The organism is Paenirhizobium selenitireducens ATCC BAA-1503 (assembly GCF_000518785.1).
In the GTDB taxonomy this organism is placed as follows: Bacteria; Pseudomonadota; Alphaproteobacteria; order Rhizobiales; family Rhizobiaceae; genus Allorhizobium; species Allorhizobium selenitireducens.
The window spans coordinates 71,942-88,444 of record NZ_JAEG01000007.1; the positions used below are offsets into that span (position 1 = coordinate 71,942).

At 63.1% G+C, this 16,503-nt stretch carries 17 protein-coding genes; 12 read left to right on the top strand and 5 right to left on the bottom strand.

Annotation, left to right across the window (positions count from 1 at the left end):
• Positions 1 to 186: 186 nt before the first annotated feature.
• From L867_RS0110070 to L867_RS24995, 4 genes are all read right to left on the bottom strand, one after another.
• A complete protein-coding gene (locus tag L867_RS0110070) occupies positions 187 to 633 on the bottom strand; it encodes a hypothetical protein (protein WP_028736764.1) in 447 nt (148 codons plus the stop codon).
• Positions 634 to 1,651: 1,018 nt separating this feature from the next.
• Positions 1,652 to 3,292 carry a chaperonin GroEL gene (gene groL / locus L867_RS0110075; protein ID WP_028736765.1) on the bottom strand — a complete coding sequence of 547 codons (1,641 nt, stop codon included), beginning with the start codon at positions 3,290 to 3,292 and terminating at the stop codon, positions 1,652 to 1,654.
• A 66-nt stretch (positions 3,293 to 3,358) separates the two neighbouring features.
• A complete protein-coding gene (groES, locus tag L867_RS0110080) occupies positions 3,359 to 3,655 on the bottom strand; it encodes a co-chaperone GroES (RefSeq protein WP_028736766.1) in 297 nt (98 codons plus the stop codon).
• Between the two features lie 212 nt (positions 3,656 to 3,867).
• Complete coding sequence (locus L867_RS24995; RefSeq protein WP_037173073.1) at positions 3,868 to 4,248, bottom strand: antibiotic biosynthesis monooxygenase; 381 nt, start codon at positions 4,246 to 4,248, stop codon at positions 3,868 to 3,870.
• Between the two features lie 55 nt (positions 4,249 to 4,303).
• On the opposite strand from L867_RS24995, the gene soxR reads away from it, so the two are divergent.
• The 12 genes from soxR (at position 4,304) to L867_RS0110145 (ending at position 16,042) form a co-directional block, all read left to right on the top strand.
• On the top strand, positions 4,304 to 4,783 hold the full coding sequence (soxR, locus tag L867_RS0110090; RefSeq protein ID WP_051438916.1) for a redox-sensitive transcriptional activator SoxR: 480 nt from the start codon (positions 4,304 to 4,306) through the stop codon (positions 4,781 to 4,783).
• 50 nt (positions 4,784 to 4,833) lie between these two features.
• Complete coding sequence (gene chrA / locus L867_RS0110095; RefSeq protein WP_028736768.1) at positions 4,834 to 6,207, top strand: chromate efflux transporter; 1,374 nt, start codon at positions 4,834 to 4,836, stop codon at positions 6,205 to 6,207.
• Positions 6,208 to 6,313: 106 nt separating this feature from the next.
• Positions 6,314 to 7,165 (top strand): TIGR01459 family HAD-type hydrolase, encoded by an 852-nt coding sequence (locus L867_RS0110100; protein WP_028736769.1) that lies wholly within the window; start codon positions 6,314 to 6,316, stop codon positions 7,163 to 7,165.
• 243 nt (positions 7,166 to 7,408) lie between these two features.
• Entirely contained in the window at positions 7,409 to 8,389 is a 981-nt protein-coding gene (locus tag L867_RS0110105) for a bifunctional riboflavin kinase/FAD synthetase (protein ID WP_028736770.1), read from the top strand.
• 246 nt (positions 8,390 to 8,635) lie between these two features.
• The gene (locus tag L867_RS0110110) at positions 8,636 to 9,061 is read left to right on the top strand and encodes a hypothetical protein (protein WP_028736771.1); all 426 of its coding nucleotides are present in this window, start codon (positions 8,636 to 8,638) and stop codon (positions 9,059 to 9,061) included.
• Complete coding sequence (gene dapA / locus L867_RS0110115; protein WP_028736772.1) at positions 9,054 to 9,968, top strand: 4-hydroxy-tetrahydrodipicolinate synthase; 915 nt, start codon at positions 9,054 to 9,056, stop codon at positions 9,966 to 9,968. The genes L867_RS0110110 and dapA overlap by 8 nt, the downstream gene beginning before the upstream one ends.
• Positions 9,969 to 10,009: 41 nt before the next feature.
• Positions 10,010 to 10,297, top strand: coding sequence for a hypothetical protein (locus L867_RS25000; RefSeq protein ID WP_051438917.1), 288 nt, complete (start codon positions 10,010 to 10,012; stop codon positions 10,295 to 10,297).
• Between the two features lie 102 nt (positions 10,298 to 10,399).
• Positions 10,400 to 10,639 carry a BrnA antitoxin family protein gene (locus tag L867_RS0110125; RefSeq protein ID WP_028736773.1) on the top strand — a complete coding sequence of 80 codons (240 nt, stop codon included), beginning with the start codon at positions 10,400 to 10,402 and terminating at the stop codon, positions 10,637 to 10,639.
• A 239-nt stretch (positions 10,640 to 10,878) separates the two neighbouring features.
• Complete coding sequence (gene ileS, locus L867_RS0110130; RefSeq protein WP_028736774.1) at positions 10,879 to 13,839, top strand: isoleucine--tRNA ligase; 2,961 nt, start codon at positions 10,879 to 10,881, stop codon at positions 13,837 to 13,839.
• A gap of 135 nt (positions 13,840 to 13,974) precedes the next feature.
• On the top strand, positions 13,975 to 14,601 hold the full coding sequence (locus L867_RS0110135; RefSeq protein ID WP_028736775.1) for a hypothetical protein: 627 nt from the start codon (positions 13,975 to 13,977) through the stop codon (positions 14,599 to 14,601).
• Positions 14,602 to 14,688: 87 nt separating this feature from the next.
• Positions 14,689 to 15,168: a GNAT family N-acetyltransferase gene (locus tag L867_RS0110140; RefSeq protein ID WP_028736776.1), complete on the top strand. Its 480-nt coding sequence runs from the start codon at positions 14,689 to 14,691 to the stop codon at positions 15,166 to 15,168.
• A 73-nt stretch (positions 15,169 to 15,241) separates the two neighbouring features.
• Positions 15,242 to 16,042, top strand: a complete 801-nt coding sequence (locus L867_RS0110145) for a GGDEF domain-containing protein (protein ID WP_028736777.1) — start codon at positions 15,242 to 15,244, stop codon at positions 16,040 to 16,042.
• A gap of 7 nt (positions 16,043 to 16,049) precedes the next feature.
• Here L867_RS0110145 and L867_RS0110150 read toward each other — a convergent pair whose 3' ends face one another.
• Entirely contained in the window at positions 16,050 to 16,499 is a 450-nt protein-coding gene (locus L867_RS0110150; protein ID WP_028736778.1) for a nucleoside deaminase, read from the bottom strand.
• Positions 16,500 to 16,503: the final 4 nt, after the last annotated feature.

Here is a 16,503-nt window from a genome sequence, read left to right on the forward strand (position 1 = left end):
TGGGCGCGGCTTGTGTATGGGCCGGTGCGCTGCTGGTTGAATTTCCTGGAGCGGTTGTCTCACCTCTTCGCTGTCGGCGATAGATAGACGATCCTTGACTATTCGTTCAATAAAACGAAACGATCAACGCGGTCCTCCGGCGGCGACCGGCCACAGGCGAGGTGCGACTGGCGTCAATGAAATGGATCAGGAAAGTACGCGCAGCGGGGCTGAGGCGGCCAGCTTGAAGCGCGGGAAGACGAACATGCCGAGCATGCTGCCCGCACTCGTTTGCTCGAGTCCATCGGACTCGCCGACGCAGAAGACCGGCTGGCGATGGCCGTTGGGCAGGCCAATCGTCGTCGAATAGCAGAAATGCGAGGACGTCGTTGCCGCCTGTTCGAAGAGCTCGAGAATATGGGCCCGATCATTCGGGTCGTAGCAGCGCATCATGCTGAGCAGTCCGCATTCGGGTGTGTTCAGTCCGTGCAGCAAGGTCGCCCGCTCGCCGAGCTTGATGACGCCATTCGACAGGTCGCCGACCCAGCCCTCCGAAACGGTGAACTGGGCTAAGGCGTCACTTTCGCCATTCTCAGGTTCGGGAAATCCCGTGCTGAACGATACTGCAAGACTGGCTCTGGCAATCTTAAACAAGGCTGTCCCCAGGCATGTGCCGATTTACGCGTTATTGTTCTCGGATCAGTTTCAGTTGCGGGCGCAGCGGGGCGCCCGTCGTCGTCTTCTGCCTTCGCGCTTCTCTTGCCTGAAGGCCCGCGTCAAGCGCACCGTCAGCAAAAGGACGCGAAGTATGTCAACTAATCATAAACGCATGCTGTAGAGTAGGCGCTTCGCGCATAGGTTACAACCACCCCGTTCCCCCGTCGATGTCCGGCCAAGCGGCCATTTACCAATGGTGGTGCCACCCCCGTAGCGATCACCCTGGCATTTCAATCATCCGCCGAAGCGTTATAAATATTTCACGTGGTCCGCAATGCGATTTTTCGCGTTCGCGAGTATTTTTTAAATAACGCGAATATCCACGCGATCACCGCATCCGCCCCCTAGCGACATAGGGGCATCTTTGCAGATAGCACGGTTCTTGAAATGCGAGAATGCCTCATTTTCATCTATGGGTTCATATTTTTGGGCGCGCGATGCAACCCAGGCGAAAAAGACCCGTGCCCGTGCACTCTGCCGCGCGCGTTTGCGGAGGCAGACGCGACAAAGATTCTGAAATGCCGGGATAAATCGGAGGTTTCATTATCACCTCCGAATGTGAATACAAACGCATAGCCGGAAGTGACGTGCAGTTGCATAAGGCTTCGCTTGTGCTTTGTCCCGATTCGCTGCCGGAGTGGAACAAGGGCCGGACCACCTGCGCTGCAAACGGAAAAAAGGGCGATCCGAAGACCGCCCTTTCGTCAGACTGAACCGGTTGGATCAGTGCGACAGGCTTCTCGCCTATCACATCATGTCCATGCCGCCCGTTCGGCGCGCTTGACGCGCCGAACTGCTCTAAGTGCATGGGCGAAGCTTTATGGCCATGGCTGCGATAGGCTTCTCGCCTATCACATCATGTCCATGCCGCCCGTTCGGCGCGCTTGACGCGCCGAACTGCTCTAAGTGCATGGGCGAAGCTTTATGGCCATGGCTGCGATAGGCTTTTCGCCTATCACATCATGTCCATGCCGCCCATGCCGCCCATACCGCCCGGCATGCCGCCGGCCGATTCCTTCTTCGGAAGTTCGGCAATCATGGCTTCGGTGGTGATCAGCAGCGAAGCAACCGAAGCTGCGTTCTGCAGGGCGGTGCGGACAACCTTGAGCGGATCGACGATACCCATGGCGATCATGTCGCCGAATTCGCCAGTCTGGGCGTTGTAGCCGAAGTTGTCGGTGTCGCTCTCGAGGATCTTGCCAACAATGATCGAACCTTCGTCGCCAGCGTTTTCAGCGATCTGGCGAACCAGCGACTGAAGAGCCTTGCGAACGATGTTGATGCCGGCTTCCTGATCGTCGTTTGCACCCTTGACGGTGATCTTGACGGAAGAGCGCAGGAGAGCGGTACCGCCGCCGGGGACGATGCCTTCCTGAACAGCAGCGCGCGTCGCGTTCAGAGCGTCGTCGATGCGGTCCTTGCGTTCCTTGACTTCGATTTCCGTCGAGCCGCCAACGCGGATCACGGCAACGCCGCCAGCGAGCTTGGCAAGACGTTCCTGCAGCTTTTCGCGGTCGTAGTCAGAGGTGGTTTCTTCGATCTGAGCCTTGATCTGGGAAACGCGGCCTTCGATGTCCGACTTCTGGCCGGCACCATCGACGATCGTGGTGTTTTCCTTGGTGATCGAGATCTTCTTGGCGCGGCCGAGCATGTCGAGCGTGACATTTTCGAGCTTGATGCCGAGGTCTTCGGAAATGACAGTGCCGCCCGACAGGATGGCGATGTCTTCCAGCATGGCCTTGCGGCGATCGCCGAAGCCCGGAGCCTTGACGGCAGCGATCTTCAGGCCGCCACGCAGCTTGTTGACGACGAGCGTTGCAAGAGCTTCGCCTTCGACGTCTTCAGCGATGATGACGAGCGGCTTGCCCGACTGTACGACGGCTTCGAGAACCGGCAGCATGGCCTGGAGGTTCGAGAGCTTCTTCTCGTGGAGGAGAATGTAAGCGTCGTCGAGATCGGCGATCATCTTTTCCGGGTTGGTCACGAAGTAGGGCGACAGGTAGCCGCGGTCGAACTGCATGCCTTCGACGACTTCGAGTTCGGTTTCAGCGGTCTTGGCTTCTTCGACGGTGATGACACCTTCGTTGCCGACCTTCTGCATGGCTTCAGCGATATCGCGGCCGACCTGTACGTCGCCGTTTGCCGAGATCGTGCCGACCTGTGCGACTTCTTCCGAAGTCGAGATCTTCTTGGCCTTGCTCTGCAGGTCCTTGACGACTTCCGTCACGGCCAGATCGATACCGCGCTTCAGGTCCATCGGGTTCATGCCGGCAGCAACGGCCTTGTTGCCTTCGCGAACGATGGCCTGGGCCAGAACGGTCGCGGTCGTGGTGCCGTCGCCGGCGATGTCGTTGGTCTTCGAAGCAACTTCGCGGACCATCTGGGCGCCCATGTTTTCGAACTTGTCTTCAAGTTCGATTTCCTTGGCAACCGATACGCCGTCCTTGGTGATGCGCGGAGCGCCGAAGGACTTGTCGATGATGACGTTACGACCCTTGGGGCCGAGCGTTACCTTGACGGCGTCAGCGAGGATATCGACGCCGCGCAGCATTTTTTCGCGCGCAGTGCGGCCGAATTTGATTTCTTTAGCAGCCATTTTCAAAACTCCCGGGCATCAGCCCATTGGTGAATTGTTGATTTTGGGAAGAGGTGACCGGCTAAATCAGCCGATGACGCCCATGATGTCGGCTTCCTTCATGATCAGAAGGTCTACGCCGTCGAGCTTGACTTCGGTGCCCGACCACTTGCCGAACAGGACGCGGTCGCCGACCTTGACGTCGAGCGGAACGATCTTGCCGTGGTCGTCGCGGACGCCCGAACCGACAGCAATGATTTCGCCTTCAGCCGGCTTTTCCTTGGCAGTGTCAGGAATGATGATGCCGCCCTTGGTCTTTTCTTCGGACTCGACGCGCTTGACTACAACGCGGTCGTGAAGCGGACGGAAAGTTGTGCTTGCCATTGTCTAATCCCTCGATCAAATGACATGGGCAGGTCCTCAAGAGACCCGCGTGGATATTGTTAGCACTCCCTTATGGCGAGTGCTAGCGAGCTGGAGATAAGGACGGGCCTTGAGCGAGTCAAGCGTGGGCTCGAAAAAAGATCGCCACTTCTGACGGTTGGCGATCGTCTCGGCGAGACGGGCAGGCGGTCAGTGGATCGGAGGCTTCTGGCTCACCCCTCCACCGGACGAAAGACCCCGAAAACACCTGTTATGCCGCGCTCCGCCATGAAGGCGGCGGGATCGAAACCCGACTTCGCGTAGAAGGCGCCGACGGCGGATTTTGCCGCGTCCAGCGCCTGCCGGTCGCGCCACTCGACGATGGTAGCGATCTTAACCATGTCGTCATTTTCACTCGCCGACAGGACCACGCGATTGTAGAGGCAGCCGGGCAGCGTGTCGAAATAGCCGTGAATGATAGCCAGCCGGTCCTCGAAGGCGGACTGGTGCACTGTGGGGCACGCGAAGGTGTCTATCCTGAAGATGCTGGAAACCGGTGGTGCCGCGGCCTCGCTGGCGGCGATGTCGATCTGGTGCGGTGATGTTGCGCTCATCCGGGAATTCCTTTGCTGGTTGCCGATGGACGCCCGGCAATGTACGACCTCAACAATGGTTGAGATCAAGCGCAAAGATTCGGAAAGCTCGGGCCGAACGGGTGCAATCGTGTCGCTCAGCGTCGGCGAGGTCGCGGCACGCGCCGGCGTGGCGGTTTCGGCCCTGCATTTCTACGAGCGCGAGGGGCTGATCCGCAGCTGGCGCAGCGCCGGCAACCAGCGGCGTTATCCGCGCGGTGTGCTGCGCCGGGTCGCCCTCATCAAGACCGCGCAGCGCCTGGGCCTGCCGCTGGCGCGGATCGCCGAGGCGCTTGCGGAACTGCCCGCCGACCGGCCGCCGACCGCGGCCGACTGGCGGCGGCTGTCCGCCTCTTGGCGCGACGATCTCAATGCGCGGATCGCAACCATGGAGGCGCTGCGCGACCAGCTCGACACCTGCATCGGCTGCGGCTGCCTTTCTCTCGATGCCTGTCCCCTTCGCAATCCTGACGACGAGTTGCGCAATAGTGGCGCCGGAGCGCACCTTCTGCCTTGATTCGTCAGGGCAATGCCGCTTTGGTGACGCGCCGGATCAGGGAGCAGCATGTGACGACCGTTGAACAGGAAACCATCCCGCAGCCGACATTCGGCGAATTCCTGTCCGCATTCCTGCGCATCGGTCTGATGAGCTTCGGCGGCCCGGCGGCCCAGATCGCCCTGATGCACCGCATCTGCGTCGATGAAAAACGCTGGGTATCCGAGGACCGCTTCCTGCATGCGCTGAACTTCTGCATGCTGCTGCCAGGGCCGGAAGCCCAGCAGCTTGCGACCTATATCGGCTGGCTGACGCACGGCGTGCGCGGCGGCATGGTTGCCGGCCTGCTCTTCGTCCTGCCGGGTCTCGCCGTCATCCTCGGCCTGTCGACGCTCTATGCCTATTATCACGACGTCGGCTGGGTCGCCGGTCTGTTCTTCGGCCTGAAGGCCGCGATCCTTGCCATCGTCGTCGAGGCCGTGGTGCGCATCGGCCGCCGGGCGCTCAAGACGCGGTTCCATCGCCTCGTCGCGCTTTCCGCATTCCTCGCCCTGTTCGCCTTCGCTCTGCCCTTTCCGCTCGTCGTGCTGATGGCCGGGCTCGCCGGTCTGGCCGAGGCGCGGATGGTTGCGCGGGACGGCGGCGCGCGGCACGTCGCCGACCTCGATGGCCCGACCTCGGCGCCGCCCCGACCGCTTGGGCGCTCGCTCGCCACGCTCGCCTTCTGGCTCATCGTCTGGCAGGCGCCGCTACTTCCGCTCTGGCTGCTCTCCGGCGAAAGCGGCCTTGCCGAGGTCTTCGCCTTCTTTTCCCGCATGGCGCTCGTCACCTTCGGCGGCGCCTACGCGGTTCTCGCCTATGTCGCGCAGGTGGCAGTCGACCAGTATCACTGGCTGAAACCGGGCGAAATGCTGGACGGCCTGGCGCTCGCCGAAACGACGCCCGGTCCCCTGGTGCTGGTGCTCTCCTATGTCGGCTTCCTCGCCGGCTTTCGTGACGCCGGCGGCCTGCCGCCTTTCCTCGGCGGAATGCTTGGCGGGTTGCTCGCCGCCTGGGCGACCTTCGTGCCGAGCTTCGTCTGGATCTTCGCCGGCGCGCCCTATGTCGAGCGGCTGCGCGGCAATCGCATGATCACGGCAGCACTGTCGGCGATCACGGCGGCCGTGGTCGGCGTCATCCTCAACCTCGCCGTCTGGTTCGCCCTGCATGTTCTGTTCGCCGAGGTCGGGCGCTGGTCCATCTGGCCGGTCGCCACTCAGGCTCCGGGTCAGGCAGCCCCCGCCTTCTCCGTCTCCCTGCCACTGCCGGACCCGGCGACTCTCGATCCGGCGGCCCTGGTCCTGGCCCTCCTGTCGGCGGTGATGATCTTCGTTCTGAAGCAGGGCATGGGCCGCACCCTATTGGTCGCCGCCGCTCTCGGCCTCCTCTATCGCTTGTGGATCTGAGCGCGCGCATCCCCGGCAAATTTCCGTCCGCCCCGGCAAAGGCCCTTGCCTTCCGGGCATTCCTTTGCAATGTCAGCCCTTGCATTTTTACAGTCAGGAACAGCGAATGGCCGAGCGCATTTCCACCTTGAGCGATGTCACCGAACGTTACGACGTCATCCTTTGCGACGTCTGGGGCGTGCTGCACAACGGTATCGACGCCTTTCCGGCCGCCTCCGAGGTGCTGACCGAGGCCCGTGCCGCCGGTGTCTCCGTCGTTCTCATCACCAATTCGCCGCGCCGTTCGCAGGACGTCATCAACCAGCTACGCATGATCGGCGTCGCCGACACCGCCTATGACCGGATCGTCACCTCGGGCGACGTGACCCGCACGCTGATCGCCGCCGGCCCGAAGAAGATCTTCTTCCTCGGCCCCGACCGCGACCTCAACCTGCTCGACGGCCTCGACGTCGTTCGCGTGCCCGCCGAACAGGCCGAGGCCATCGTCTGCACCGGCTTTTTCGACGACGAGACCGAGACGCCGGAAGACTATCACGACATGCTGGTCGCCTTTGCCGCCCGAAAGGCGCCGCTGATCTGCGCCAATCCCGACCTGATCGTCGAGCGCGGCCATCGCATGATCCCCTGCGCCGGTGCGGTTGCCGCCTATTACGAACAGCTCGGCGGCGCGACCCGCATCGCCGGCAAGCCGCACAGCCCGATCTACGAGGCCTCCCTCGTGGCCGCCGCCGAAGCCCACAGGGGCCCGGTCGACAAGCGCCGCGTCCTGGCGATCGGCGACGGCATGCCGACCGACGTGCGCGGTGCGCTCGATGCCGGTCTCGACCTTCTCTATATCTCCGGCGGCATCCATGCGGCCGAATACACGGTCAACGGCAAGCCGGACGAGGCGATCCTCAATGCCTGGCTGAAGCGCGAGAATGCCGCACCGAGTTACTGGATGCAGAGGCTCGCCTGACGCGAGGGCCGACATGATGAACCTGTCGCAAGCCACCCCCCTCTGCCCTGCCGGGCATCTCCCCCACAAGGGGGGAGATCGATCCGCGGTGGCGTCCCAAGCCCACCGGGCCGCGACCCGTTCGGCATTTCATGCAAGACGTCGGCAGCTCCAGCCGATTTCCCCCCTTGAGGGAGCGATGGCCGGCAGGCCAGAGGGGGGTAACCGGACGTCTCCCGGTCTGCCGTCTCGCGGAGGCAATTCATGACCGTCTTTCACCGCAACGAGAAGAAGAAGCCCCTGCCGGAAAAGCTGAAGGGCGGGGTGATCGCCATCGGCAATTTCGACGGCGTGCATCGCGGCCACCAGACCGTGCTCAACCGGGCTCTGGAACTGGCGAAGAGCCGCGGCGTTCCGGCCCTGGTGCTGACCTTCGAGCCGCATCCGCGCACCGTCTTCAATCCCGACAAGCCTGTGTTCCGGCTGTCCCCGGCGCCGGTCCGCGCCCAGGTGCTCGAGGCCATGGGCTTCCACTCGGTCATCGAATATCCCTTCGACCGTGAATTCGCCTCGCGCTCGGCCGAGGAGTTCGTCCGCTCGATCCTGGTCGACTGGCTCGGCGCCACCGAGGTCGTGACCGGCTTCGACTTCCATTTCGGCAAGGGGCGCGAGGGCGGCCCCGCCTTCCTGATGGAGGCCGGCAAGCGCAACGGTTTCGGCGTGACGCTGGTCGATGCCTTCCGCGATGAAGGCGCCGAGGTCGTCTCGTCGAGCCGCATCCGCCGCCTGCTCGCCGAGGGCAATGTGTCCGAGGCCGCCGGCCTGCTTGGCTATCGCTTCACCGTCGAGGCCGAGGTCATCAAGGGCCAGCAGCTCGGCCGCACGCTGGGCTATCCGACGGCCAACATGGCGCTCGCGCCTGAGGCCGAGCTTAAGGCCGGCATCTATGCGGTCCGCCTGCGCCGGGCTAACGGCAGCCTGCACGATGGCGTCGCCAGCTTCGGCTATCGCCCGACGGTCACCGACAATGGCGCGCCGCTGCTGGAAACCTTCCTCTTCGATTTTTCCGGCGATCTCTATGGCGAGCACTGTCGCGTCTCTTTCTTCGGCCATCTGCGCGACGAGCTGAAGTTCACCGGGCTGGAACCGCTGGTCGAACAGATCCGCAAGGACGAGGAAGAGGCGAGGGCGCTTCTCGCAGGCGTCAGGCCGCTCGGCGAACTGGATGCCAAGATCGCGTTTTGACGACCGGAGGGCGGCCCGGCGCGTCTCCTGAGGCGCTTATGGAATCCTGACGACGTGATGCGCCCTTCATAATCGATACCTGACATCCCCGAGCTTATTTTACTCTCGTCTTTCAATGAAGTTGGCGAGAGTGGTCCTTACCGAAGAAGCACATGGCGGGATGCATCTGCGTCGAGCGTCGCTGTGCGGTGACCGGGCACACCCGGATCGGCAAGGCTCATTCGTTCCGCCGGAACGGATCAACCCATGCATACCTCGATTTTCATCGACGGCCTCCCTTTGACTGCGAGCCAGAGGATCGACCAGCTCACGGACCGATTGGCCGCTCTGCCCAAGGCGTCCGAGCATCATATCTGGGAAGCCTATACTCTGCTCGAATGTCTGTCCGCCTGCCGGCACGACGACCGCGACCGCCGCTATTTCCGGGACCTGATGGATGCGTCGGCACACCTGGAAGCGCTGCTGTTCCTGTTGGCGCGCTCGAGACCCGCGCTCGAGCTGCACCATCTCAGCCTGTCCGACGGCGTGTGGAGTTGCCGGTTGATCGTCGGGTCGGCGGACCGGTCCCTGTGCGGTGCCGCAGTTCATCCTGATCGCAACGCGGCGATCTTGCTCGCCTTGATCCGTGCCGCGGGTAGCTCGGCTTTCTCCGGGGGGCACGACGATGCCTGACGCCAAAGCCCTGCCAGATGGCCTCTACAGCGATCTCGTCACCCCGTTTCGCGACGGCGCCTTCGATGGCGTCGGGTTTGCAGGTCTGATCGAATGGCACATGCGCGGCGGCGTCAGCGGCATCGTCGTATGTGGCGAGGCGGGCGAAGCGCCGACGCTCAGCCGCCAGGAGCGGGCGGAAATCATCCGCATCGCGGTCGATGTCGCAGCGAACGAGGTGCCCGTTCTCGTCGGCGTCGGAACGAATTGCACGCGCACCACCGTCGAGTTGGCGCTGGAAGCGAGGACCCTGGGCGCGCACGCCGTCGTGGCGGTCCTGCCCTATTACAGCAAACCGACGCAGGAGGGGGTCTTGCACCATTTCCGGAGTGTCAGTGATGCCGTGGACATGCCGCTCCTGATCGCCAATGCGCCCGGTCGAACCGCGATCGATCTTGGCCCGGACTTGATGGAACGGCTCGCGGACCTGGCGAATATCGCGGGTATCGTAGACTGCACCGGGGATCTTTCGCGGCGCGGGACTTTCCCGGCCGCGTGCAGCCAGCAGATCCGGCACTACTCCGGACATGACCTGACCGCGCTGCCGTTTTGCCTCATGGGCGGACGCGGTGTCCTCTCGATCGCGGCCAATGCAGCCCCGCGATTGTTCGCATCCATGTACCACGCCCAGCAGAACGGCAATGTATCGGCCGCCACCACATTGAACCGACGGCTGATGCCGCTCGTCCTGGCCTTGGAACGAGAACACGCCGTTGTCGCTGCCAAGCTTGCCTTGTCTTGCCTGTTGGGCCTGACCACGGAGGTTCGCCTGCCGCTGTTACCACTCGATCCTGCGACAGAGGAGGCCGTGCGCAATGCCTTGTCGATGGTCGGTGACCAGCATCGCCCCCTCAGGCTTCGGGCGTGAAGCTCAAGCAAATCGGAAACACATTCTGAAAGGACAGACCTATGACCAGATATGTCAGGCGTGCCTCGCAATCTCACCGCACCCCGCGGTTTACGGTGGGTCGCGACCATCACGGCTGGTGGGTCGTGCATGATGGCGCGGGCCTTGTCGGCGGCATCTTCGCGAGTGAAGATGCCGCGATGCATTTCGCCATGGGCGAATGCGCACGTTCCGCCTGCAGGGTCCGGCGTGCGGCGCGCTCGGAAGTCGTCGAACTGGGCAGCTTCACCAGCGATACCGCTGGCCCACTGACGCAGCGTCAGTTCAGGCCCGATCCCGGTCACAGATAAGATCGGCTCCCAGCCGTCTCGGGTGGTTGACCCTGCGGCAGAATTCACGCCTAGTGCGCAGCCGAGAGCCGAAGATCGAAAAAGAGCAGGAACCGAAATCGCATGGCCAGCCCGCCGCGTCGCCCCGTCAGTCCCAAGGATGCCGCCGAGGCATTGTTCAAGCCGGCCCCGAAGCCGGTCGCTGCCGCCGTGGAGCGGCGCGCCCTGCCGGAAACCAGGGAAATTGTGTCGATCAAGATCGACAGCGCCGTCCTCGAATATTTCCAGAAGGACGGACCGGGCTGGCAGGATCGCATCAATGACGCGCTGCGCGCCGTCGTGAAGGCCGACGGCGCCGAATAGGCGACCCGTGTGCGCCTGCCACCAAGCCTCTTCCTTTTCCCGGTAAAAACCCTTAAACAACGCCCACAATGACCAGGGTTCGGCTGACCATATCCCTTCGAATTATGGGCCCGGCCTTCCGCGCGCTGTGAAAGCTGCCGGAGGGTCCGGGTTTTCGGCGTTTCTCCAGACGCTCTCCGTCACCGCGACTTCCAAGACCAATGCGCGACCCTAATCGGGCGCCCCTCGATGGCAAGATCATGACCGATACCAATGACAAAGTAGACTATTCCTCCACCCTCTACCTGCCCCAGACCGAATTCCCGATGCGCGCCGGACTGCCGCAGAAGGAGCCGGAAATGGCGGCCAAGTGGAAGTCGATGGAGCTCTACAAGAGACTTCGCGCCTCCGCCGCCGGCCGCGAGAAATTCGTCCTGCATGACGGCCCGCCCTATGCCAACGGCAACATCCATATCGGCCATGCGCTGAACAAGGTGCTGAAGGACGTCATCACCCGCTCGTTCCAGATGCGCGGTTATGACGCCAACTATGTGCCCGGCTGGGACTGCCACGGCCTGCCGATCGAATGGAAGATCGAGGAAGCCTACCGCGCCAAGGGCAAGGACAAGAACGAGGTTCCGGTCAACGAATTCCGCAAGGAATGCCGCGAATTCGCCCAAGGCTGGATCGACATCCAGTCGGAGGAATTCCGCCGCCTCGGCATCGAGGGCGATTTCGACCGTCCCTACACCACGATGAACTTCCACGCCGAAAGCCGCATCGCCGGCGAACTCCTGAAGCTCGCCATGTCCGGCCAGCTCTATCGTGGCTCCAAGCCGATCATGTGGTCGGTCGTCGAGCGCACCGCGCTGGCGGAAGCCGAGGTGGAGTATCACGAGGTCGAGAGCGACACGATCTGGGTGAAGTTCCCGGTGGAGTCTTTTGCTCAGGCTGATTTGTGGTGGGGTGATGGAACTCCTAGCGGTCGAATGGATCTGAATCAGTCGCCACTTGTGGGTGCGTCAGTTGTGATCTGGACGACAACGCCCTGGACCATCCCAGGCAACCGGGCTATCTCGTTTTCTTCAAAGATCAAGTACGGCCTCTATGAGGTAACTGAGGCGTCGAATGATTTTGGGCCGCAGCCCGGTGAAAAGCTCATTCTTGCCAATCGACTGCATGAAGAATGTGCTACCAAAGCTAAGCTCCAGCTCAAGTTGATTTCTGAGCTTAATCCGTTGGCTTTGTCGGCAATCGTTTGTGCCCACCCGCTCGCCTCCCTCGGCTACACCTTCCCCGTCCCCCTGCTCGACGGCGACCATGTCACCGACGATGCCGGTACCGGCTTCGTGCACACGGCGCCCGGCCATGGTCGCGAGGACTTTGACATCTGGATGCATCATGCCCGCGAGCTCGAGGCGCGCGGTATCTCGTCGAAAATCCCCTTCACCGTCGACGATGCCGGCTTCTACACCGAGGATGCGCCGGGCTTCGGTCCGTCGGCCGAGGGCGGTGCCGCTCGCGTCATCGACGACAACGGCAAGAAGGGCGATGCCAACAAGCGCGTCATGGACGCCCTGATCGCCGCCAACAACCTGTTTGCCCGCGGCCGCGTCAAGCATGACTATCCGCATTCCTGGCGCTCCAAGAAGCCGGTCATCTTCCGCAACACGCCGCAATGGTTCGTCTACATGGACAAGGAGCTTGGCGACGGCACGACGCTGCGCAGCCGAGCCCTCTCGGCCATCGATGACACGCGCTTCGTGCCCGCCGCCGGCCAGAACCGCCTGCGCGCCATGATCGAAGGCCGTCCGGACTGGGTTCTGTCGCGCCAGCGTGCCTGGGGTGTGCCGATCTGCGTCTTCGCCGATGCCGCCGGCAATGTGCTTCAGGACAAGCAAGTCAACGACCGCATCCTCGAAGCCTTCGAGAAGGAAGGCGCCGATGCCTGGTTTGCCGAAGGCGCCAAGGAGCGCTTCCTCGGCAATGCCCATGATGCCGAAAAGTGGCTGATGGTCACCGACATTCTCGACGTCTGGTTCGACAGTGGCTCGACCCACACCTTTACGCTGGAGGACCGCCCGGACCTGAAATGGCCGGCCGACGTCTATCTCGAAGGTTCAGACCAGCATCGCGGCTGGTTCCATTCCTCGCTGCTGGAAAGCTGCGCCACGCGCGGCCGCGCGCCGTATAACGCCGTCGTCACCCATGGTTTCATCATGGACGAGAAGGGCGAGAAGATGTCGAAGTCCAAGGGCAATGTCACCGCGCCCCAGGACATCATGAAGGATGCCGGCGCCGACATCCTTCGCCTCTGGGTCATGTCGTCGGATTATGCGGAAGACCTGCGCGTCGGCAAGACCATCATCCAGACCAATATCGACGCCTACCGCAAGATCCGCAACACGATCCGCTGGATGCTCGGTACGCTCGCCCACGACACCGGCGAGGAGATCGCCTATGCCGAGCTGCCGGAGCTCGAAAAGCTCATGCTGCATCGCCTGGCCGAACTCGACCAGCTGGTGCGCAAGGCCTATGACGATTTCGACTTCAAGCGCATCACCCGCGCCTTGACCGATTTCGCCAATGTCGAGCTCTCGGCCTTCTACTTCGACATCCGCAAGGACACCCTTTATTGCGACGCGCCGTCGAGCCTGAAGCGCCGCTCGGCTCTGTTCGTCATCCGCAAGCTGTTCGACTGCCTCGTCCTGTGGTTTGCGCCGATGATGCCGTTCACCACCGAGGAAGCCTGGCTGTCGCGCGATCCGAACGCCGAGTCGGTCCATCTCGAACAGTTCCCGGCAATCCCGGCCGACTGGTCGAACGAAGCGCTGGCCGAAAAGTGGAAAAAGGTTCGCACCGTCCGCCGTGCGGTCACCGGCGCGCTCGAAATCGAGCGCAAGGACAAGCGCATCGGCTCGTCGCTGGAAGCAGCCCCCGTCGTGCATGTCGGCGATCCGGAGCTGCTCGCGGCGCTCGACGGTCTCGACTTCGCCGAGATCTGCATCACGTCCGACATCACGGTCGTGGGCGGAGAAGGCCCGGCCGAGGCCTTCCGCCTCGACGACGGCACCAAGGTCGCGGTCGAGCCGAAGCCGGCCGAGGGCACCAAATGCGCCCGCTCGTGGAAGATCACCCGGGACGTGGGGTCCGACCCGGACTATCCGGAGGTCTCGGCCCGCGATGCGGCGGCCTTGCGTGAATTGGCCGCCCGCCATTAACGAAATGTTACCGGATGATTTGCGCTTTCGGCGGTCATCCGGTAAATGTGCCTGAAATTGGCCGAAATCTTCGCTCAGGCGAAGAGAGAAGACATTCGGCGAAAGCATAACCAGGGGCGAGGCTCGAAGGCATTCATGAAATCGGCAGATTTGTTCAGAGTTGGCGCCGGGATGGCCGGCCTTTTGCTCGCATGCTCCGCATTGACCGGCTGCGTCGGTAGCCCGACCTACGGCACCGACAAGACAGCGATGGAGCAGTTGGTGGACGACGTCGGCTCGGCCGTTTCGCTCGGTACCGATCCGAACAAGAACAAGGGTACGAAGTACAATCCGCGCCCGGCTCTGGTCATGCCGCCTGAAACCGCGAAGGCCAATCTCGCCGCGCCGCAGCAGTCGCTGGCCGGCAAGGAAAACCCGGAATGGCTGGAAAGCCCCGAAGAGGCGCGTGAGCGTCTCGTGGCCGAGGCGGACGCCAATGCCGACAACCCGCGCTACCGCTCGCCGCTGCTCGCCGGTTACGGCACCAACGGCACCATGACCGAAAGCCAGAAGTGGCAGGCCTTCCGCGACGCGCGCCAGCTGCAGAAGGGTGCCTATCTCGACCAGCGCCGCTTCCTGTCCGATCCGCCGACTCAGTACCGCAAGGCGGACGAGGCGGCTCTGACCGATCTCGGCGAGCCGGAAGCGAAGAAGGAAAAGCGTCGCAAGAAGATGGCCAAGGCCGCCAACCAGACCAACCAGTGGTGGCTGCCTTTCCAATAAGCCTTCCGGCTTTGATGATTTCACCACAAGGGCAGGCCGGAAACGACCTGCCCTTTTCCTTGCCCGCCCATCTCGAGGGGGAACCCGATGAACTTCGCCATTCGCGACGCCACGCCGGACGATGTCGGCACCATCCTGCGCTTCATCACCGAGCTGGCGGTCTTCGAGAAGGCCGGCCACGAGGTCGAGGCGACCGAGGAGAGCCTTGCCGCATCGCTGTTCGGCCCGGGTGCCGTGACGGGGGCGGCAATCCTCGAGGCCGACGGCGTGCCGGCCGGCTTTGCCGTGTGGTTCTTCAACTATTCCACATGGCAGGCGAAGAACGGCCTCTATCTCGAAGATCTCTATGTCTCGCCCGATTACCGAGGCTCCGGCGCCGGCAAGCTGCTGCTGAAGCACCTGGCCCGGACCGCCGTCGAAAAGGGTTGCGGCCGGTTCGAATGGAGCGTGCTCGACTGGAACGAGCCGGCCATCCGCGTCTATGACGCGATCGGCGCCGAGCCGCAGAACGAGTGGATCCGCTATCGCCTGTCCGGCGACAGGCTGAAGGAATTCGCGGCGGAATGACTGCCGCCCCGATCTGTCGGTCCGGGCCTTGAGAATTACGCTACGTTAACTCCAAATCGGCTAGCGTGGCGCCATGTTCGGCGTCAGCAAAAACACATGGATCAAGTCGGCGGTCGCCACGGTAGCCTCCGTGCTCGTTTCCGTCTCCATCGTCTTGGCTCTCGTGCCCCTGCTGGGCGGTCACCCCGACGGGCCGGGCTTCTGGATGAGCGTGCTTTGCCCGCTGGTGATCGGCGGACCGGCCAGCCTGTGGCAGTTCCACCAGAAGGATGTCATCCTGCGCCAGCGCGACGAACTCGCCCGCATGCATGTCGAACTGGAGGACATGCATGGCGAGTTGAGACGCCTGCATGAGGACCTGCGTTTCAAGGCGCGTCGCGACGCGCTGACCGGCGGCCTTAATCGCGAGGCCTTGTTTGCCGCCCTTGCTTTGCGTGCTGCCGGACATCGCGGTCCTGCGGCCCTGTTGGTCGCCGATGCCGATCATTTCAAGCGCATCAACGATGCCTTCGGCCATCTCGTCGGCGACGAGGCCCTGCGCCGGATCGCGTCCTGCATCGCGGAAGCGACCACCGGCGCCGATGTCTGGGGACGGATCGGCGGCGAGGAGTTTGTCGTCTTCCTGCATCCGGCCGACGTAACACGGGCGCGGGCCGCCGCCGACACTATCCGCCGCGCCGTGGCGGCGGTGGATCTCGTGGCCGCAGGCAGCCGGGTGCCGGTCAGCGTCAGCATCGGCGTAGCGTCCGTCGTCGACGCCTTCGATCCGGTCGATCTGTTCCGCCGGGCGGACGAATATCTCTATCAGGCCAAGGACGGCGGCCGCGATCGCATCGTCTTCGACGGCGCGGAACTCGACCCGCTCGCCGCCTGAGCCCCCTTCACCGCCTGTTCTGGAAGAACTCTCTCAGCAATGTGGCGGATTCCGTTTCCCCGAGGCCGGAATAGACTTCCGGTGCATGGTGGCAGGTCGGCTGGGCGTAAAAGCGCACGCCATTGTCCACCCCGCCGCCCTTCGGATCCTCCGCGCCGTAGTAGAGCCGGCGGATGCGGGCGAAGGAAATGGCGGCCGCGCACATGGTGCAGGGTTCGAGCGTGACATAGAGATCGGCGCCCGAAAGCCGTTCGTCGCCGACCGCTTCGGCGGCACGGCGGATCGCGAGAATCTCGGCATGGGCGGTGATGTCGTTGAGCGCCCGCGTCTCGTTTCCGGCCCGCGCAACGATCCGGCCATCCGCCACCACGACGGCGCCGATCGGCACCTCGCCGCGTTCGCCGGCCCTTTTCGCCTCATCAAGCGCCGCAACCATGAATCCGTCCGTCTGCGCCACGTCC

What these genes read in the sequence shown, in the direction of transcription:
- groL (WP_028736765.1), bottom strand. Translation starts at nt 3,292, where the DNA reads ATGGCTGCTAAAGAAATCAAATTCGGCCGCACTGCGCGCGAAAAAATG.
- groES (WP_028736766.1), bottom strand. Translation starts at nt 3,655, where the DNA reads ATGGCAAGCACAACTTTCCGTCCGCTTCACGACCGCGTTGTAGTCAAG.
- L867_RS24995 (WP_037173073.1), bottom strand. Translation starts at nt 4,248, where the DNA reads ATGAGCGCAACATCACCGCACCAGATCGACATCGCCGCCAGCGAGGCC.
- soxR (WP_051438916.1), top strand. Translation starts at nt 4,304, where the DNA reads ATGGTTGAGATCAAGCGCAAAGATTCGGAAAGCTCGGGCCGAACGGGT.
- L867_RS0110100 (WP_028736769.1), top strand. Translation starts at nt 6,314, where the DNA reads ATGGCCGAGCGCATTTCCACCTTGAGCGATGTCACCGAACGTTACGAC.
- L867_RS0110105 (WP_028736770.1), top strand. Translation starts at nt 7,409, where the DNA reads ATGACCGTCTTTCACCGCAACGAGAAGAAGAAGCCCCTGCCGGAAAAG.
- L867_RS0110110 (WP_028736771.1), top strand. Translation starts at nt 8,636, where the DNA reads ATGCATACCTCGATTTTCATCGACGGCCTCCCTTTGACTGCGAGCCAG.
- dapA (WP_028736772.1), top strand. Translation starts at nt 9,054, where the DNA reads ATGCCTGACGCCAAAGCCCTGCCAGATGGCCTCTACAGCGATCTCGTC.
- L867_RS25000 (WP_051438917.1), top strand. Translation starts at nt 10,010, where the DNA reads ATGACCAGATATGTCAGGCGTGCCTCGCAATCTCACCGCACCCCGCGG.
- L867_RS0110125 (WP_028736773.1), top strand. Translation starts at nt 10,400, where the DNA reads ATGGCCAGCCCGCCGCGTCGCCCCGTCAGTCCCAAGGATGCCGCCGAG.
- ileS (WP_028736774.1), top strand. Translation starts at nt 10,879, where the DNA reads ATGACCGATACCAATGACAAAGTAGACTATTCCTCCACCCTCTACCTG.
- L867_RS0110135 (WP_028736775.1), top strand. Translation starts at nt 13,975, where the DNA reads ATGAAATCGGCAGATTTGTTCAGAGTTGGCGCCGGGATGGCCGGCCTT.
- L867_RS0110140 (WP_028736776.1), top strand. Translation starts at nt 14,689, where the DNA reads ATGAACTTCGCCATTCGCGACGCCACGCCGGACGATGTCGGCACCATC.
- L867_RS0110145 (WP_028736777.1), top strand. Translation starts at nt 15,242, where the DNA reads ATGTTCGGCGTCAGCAAAAACACATGGATCAAGTCGGCGGTCGCCACG.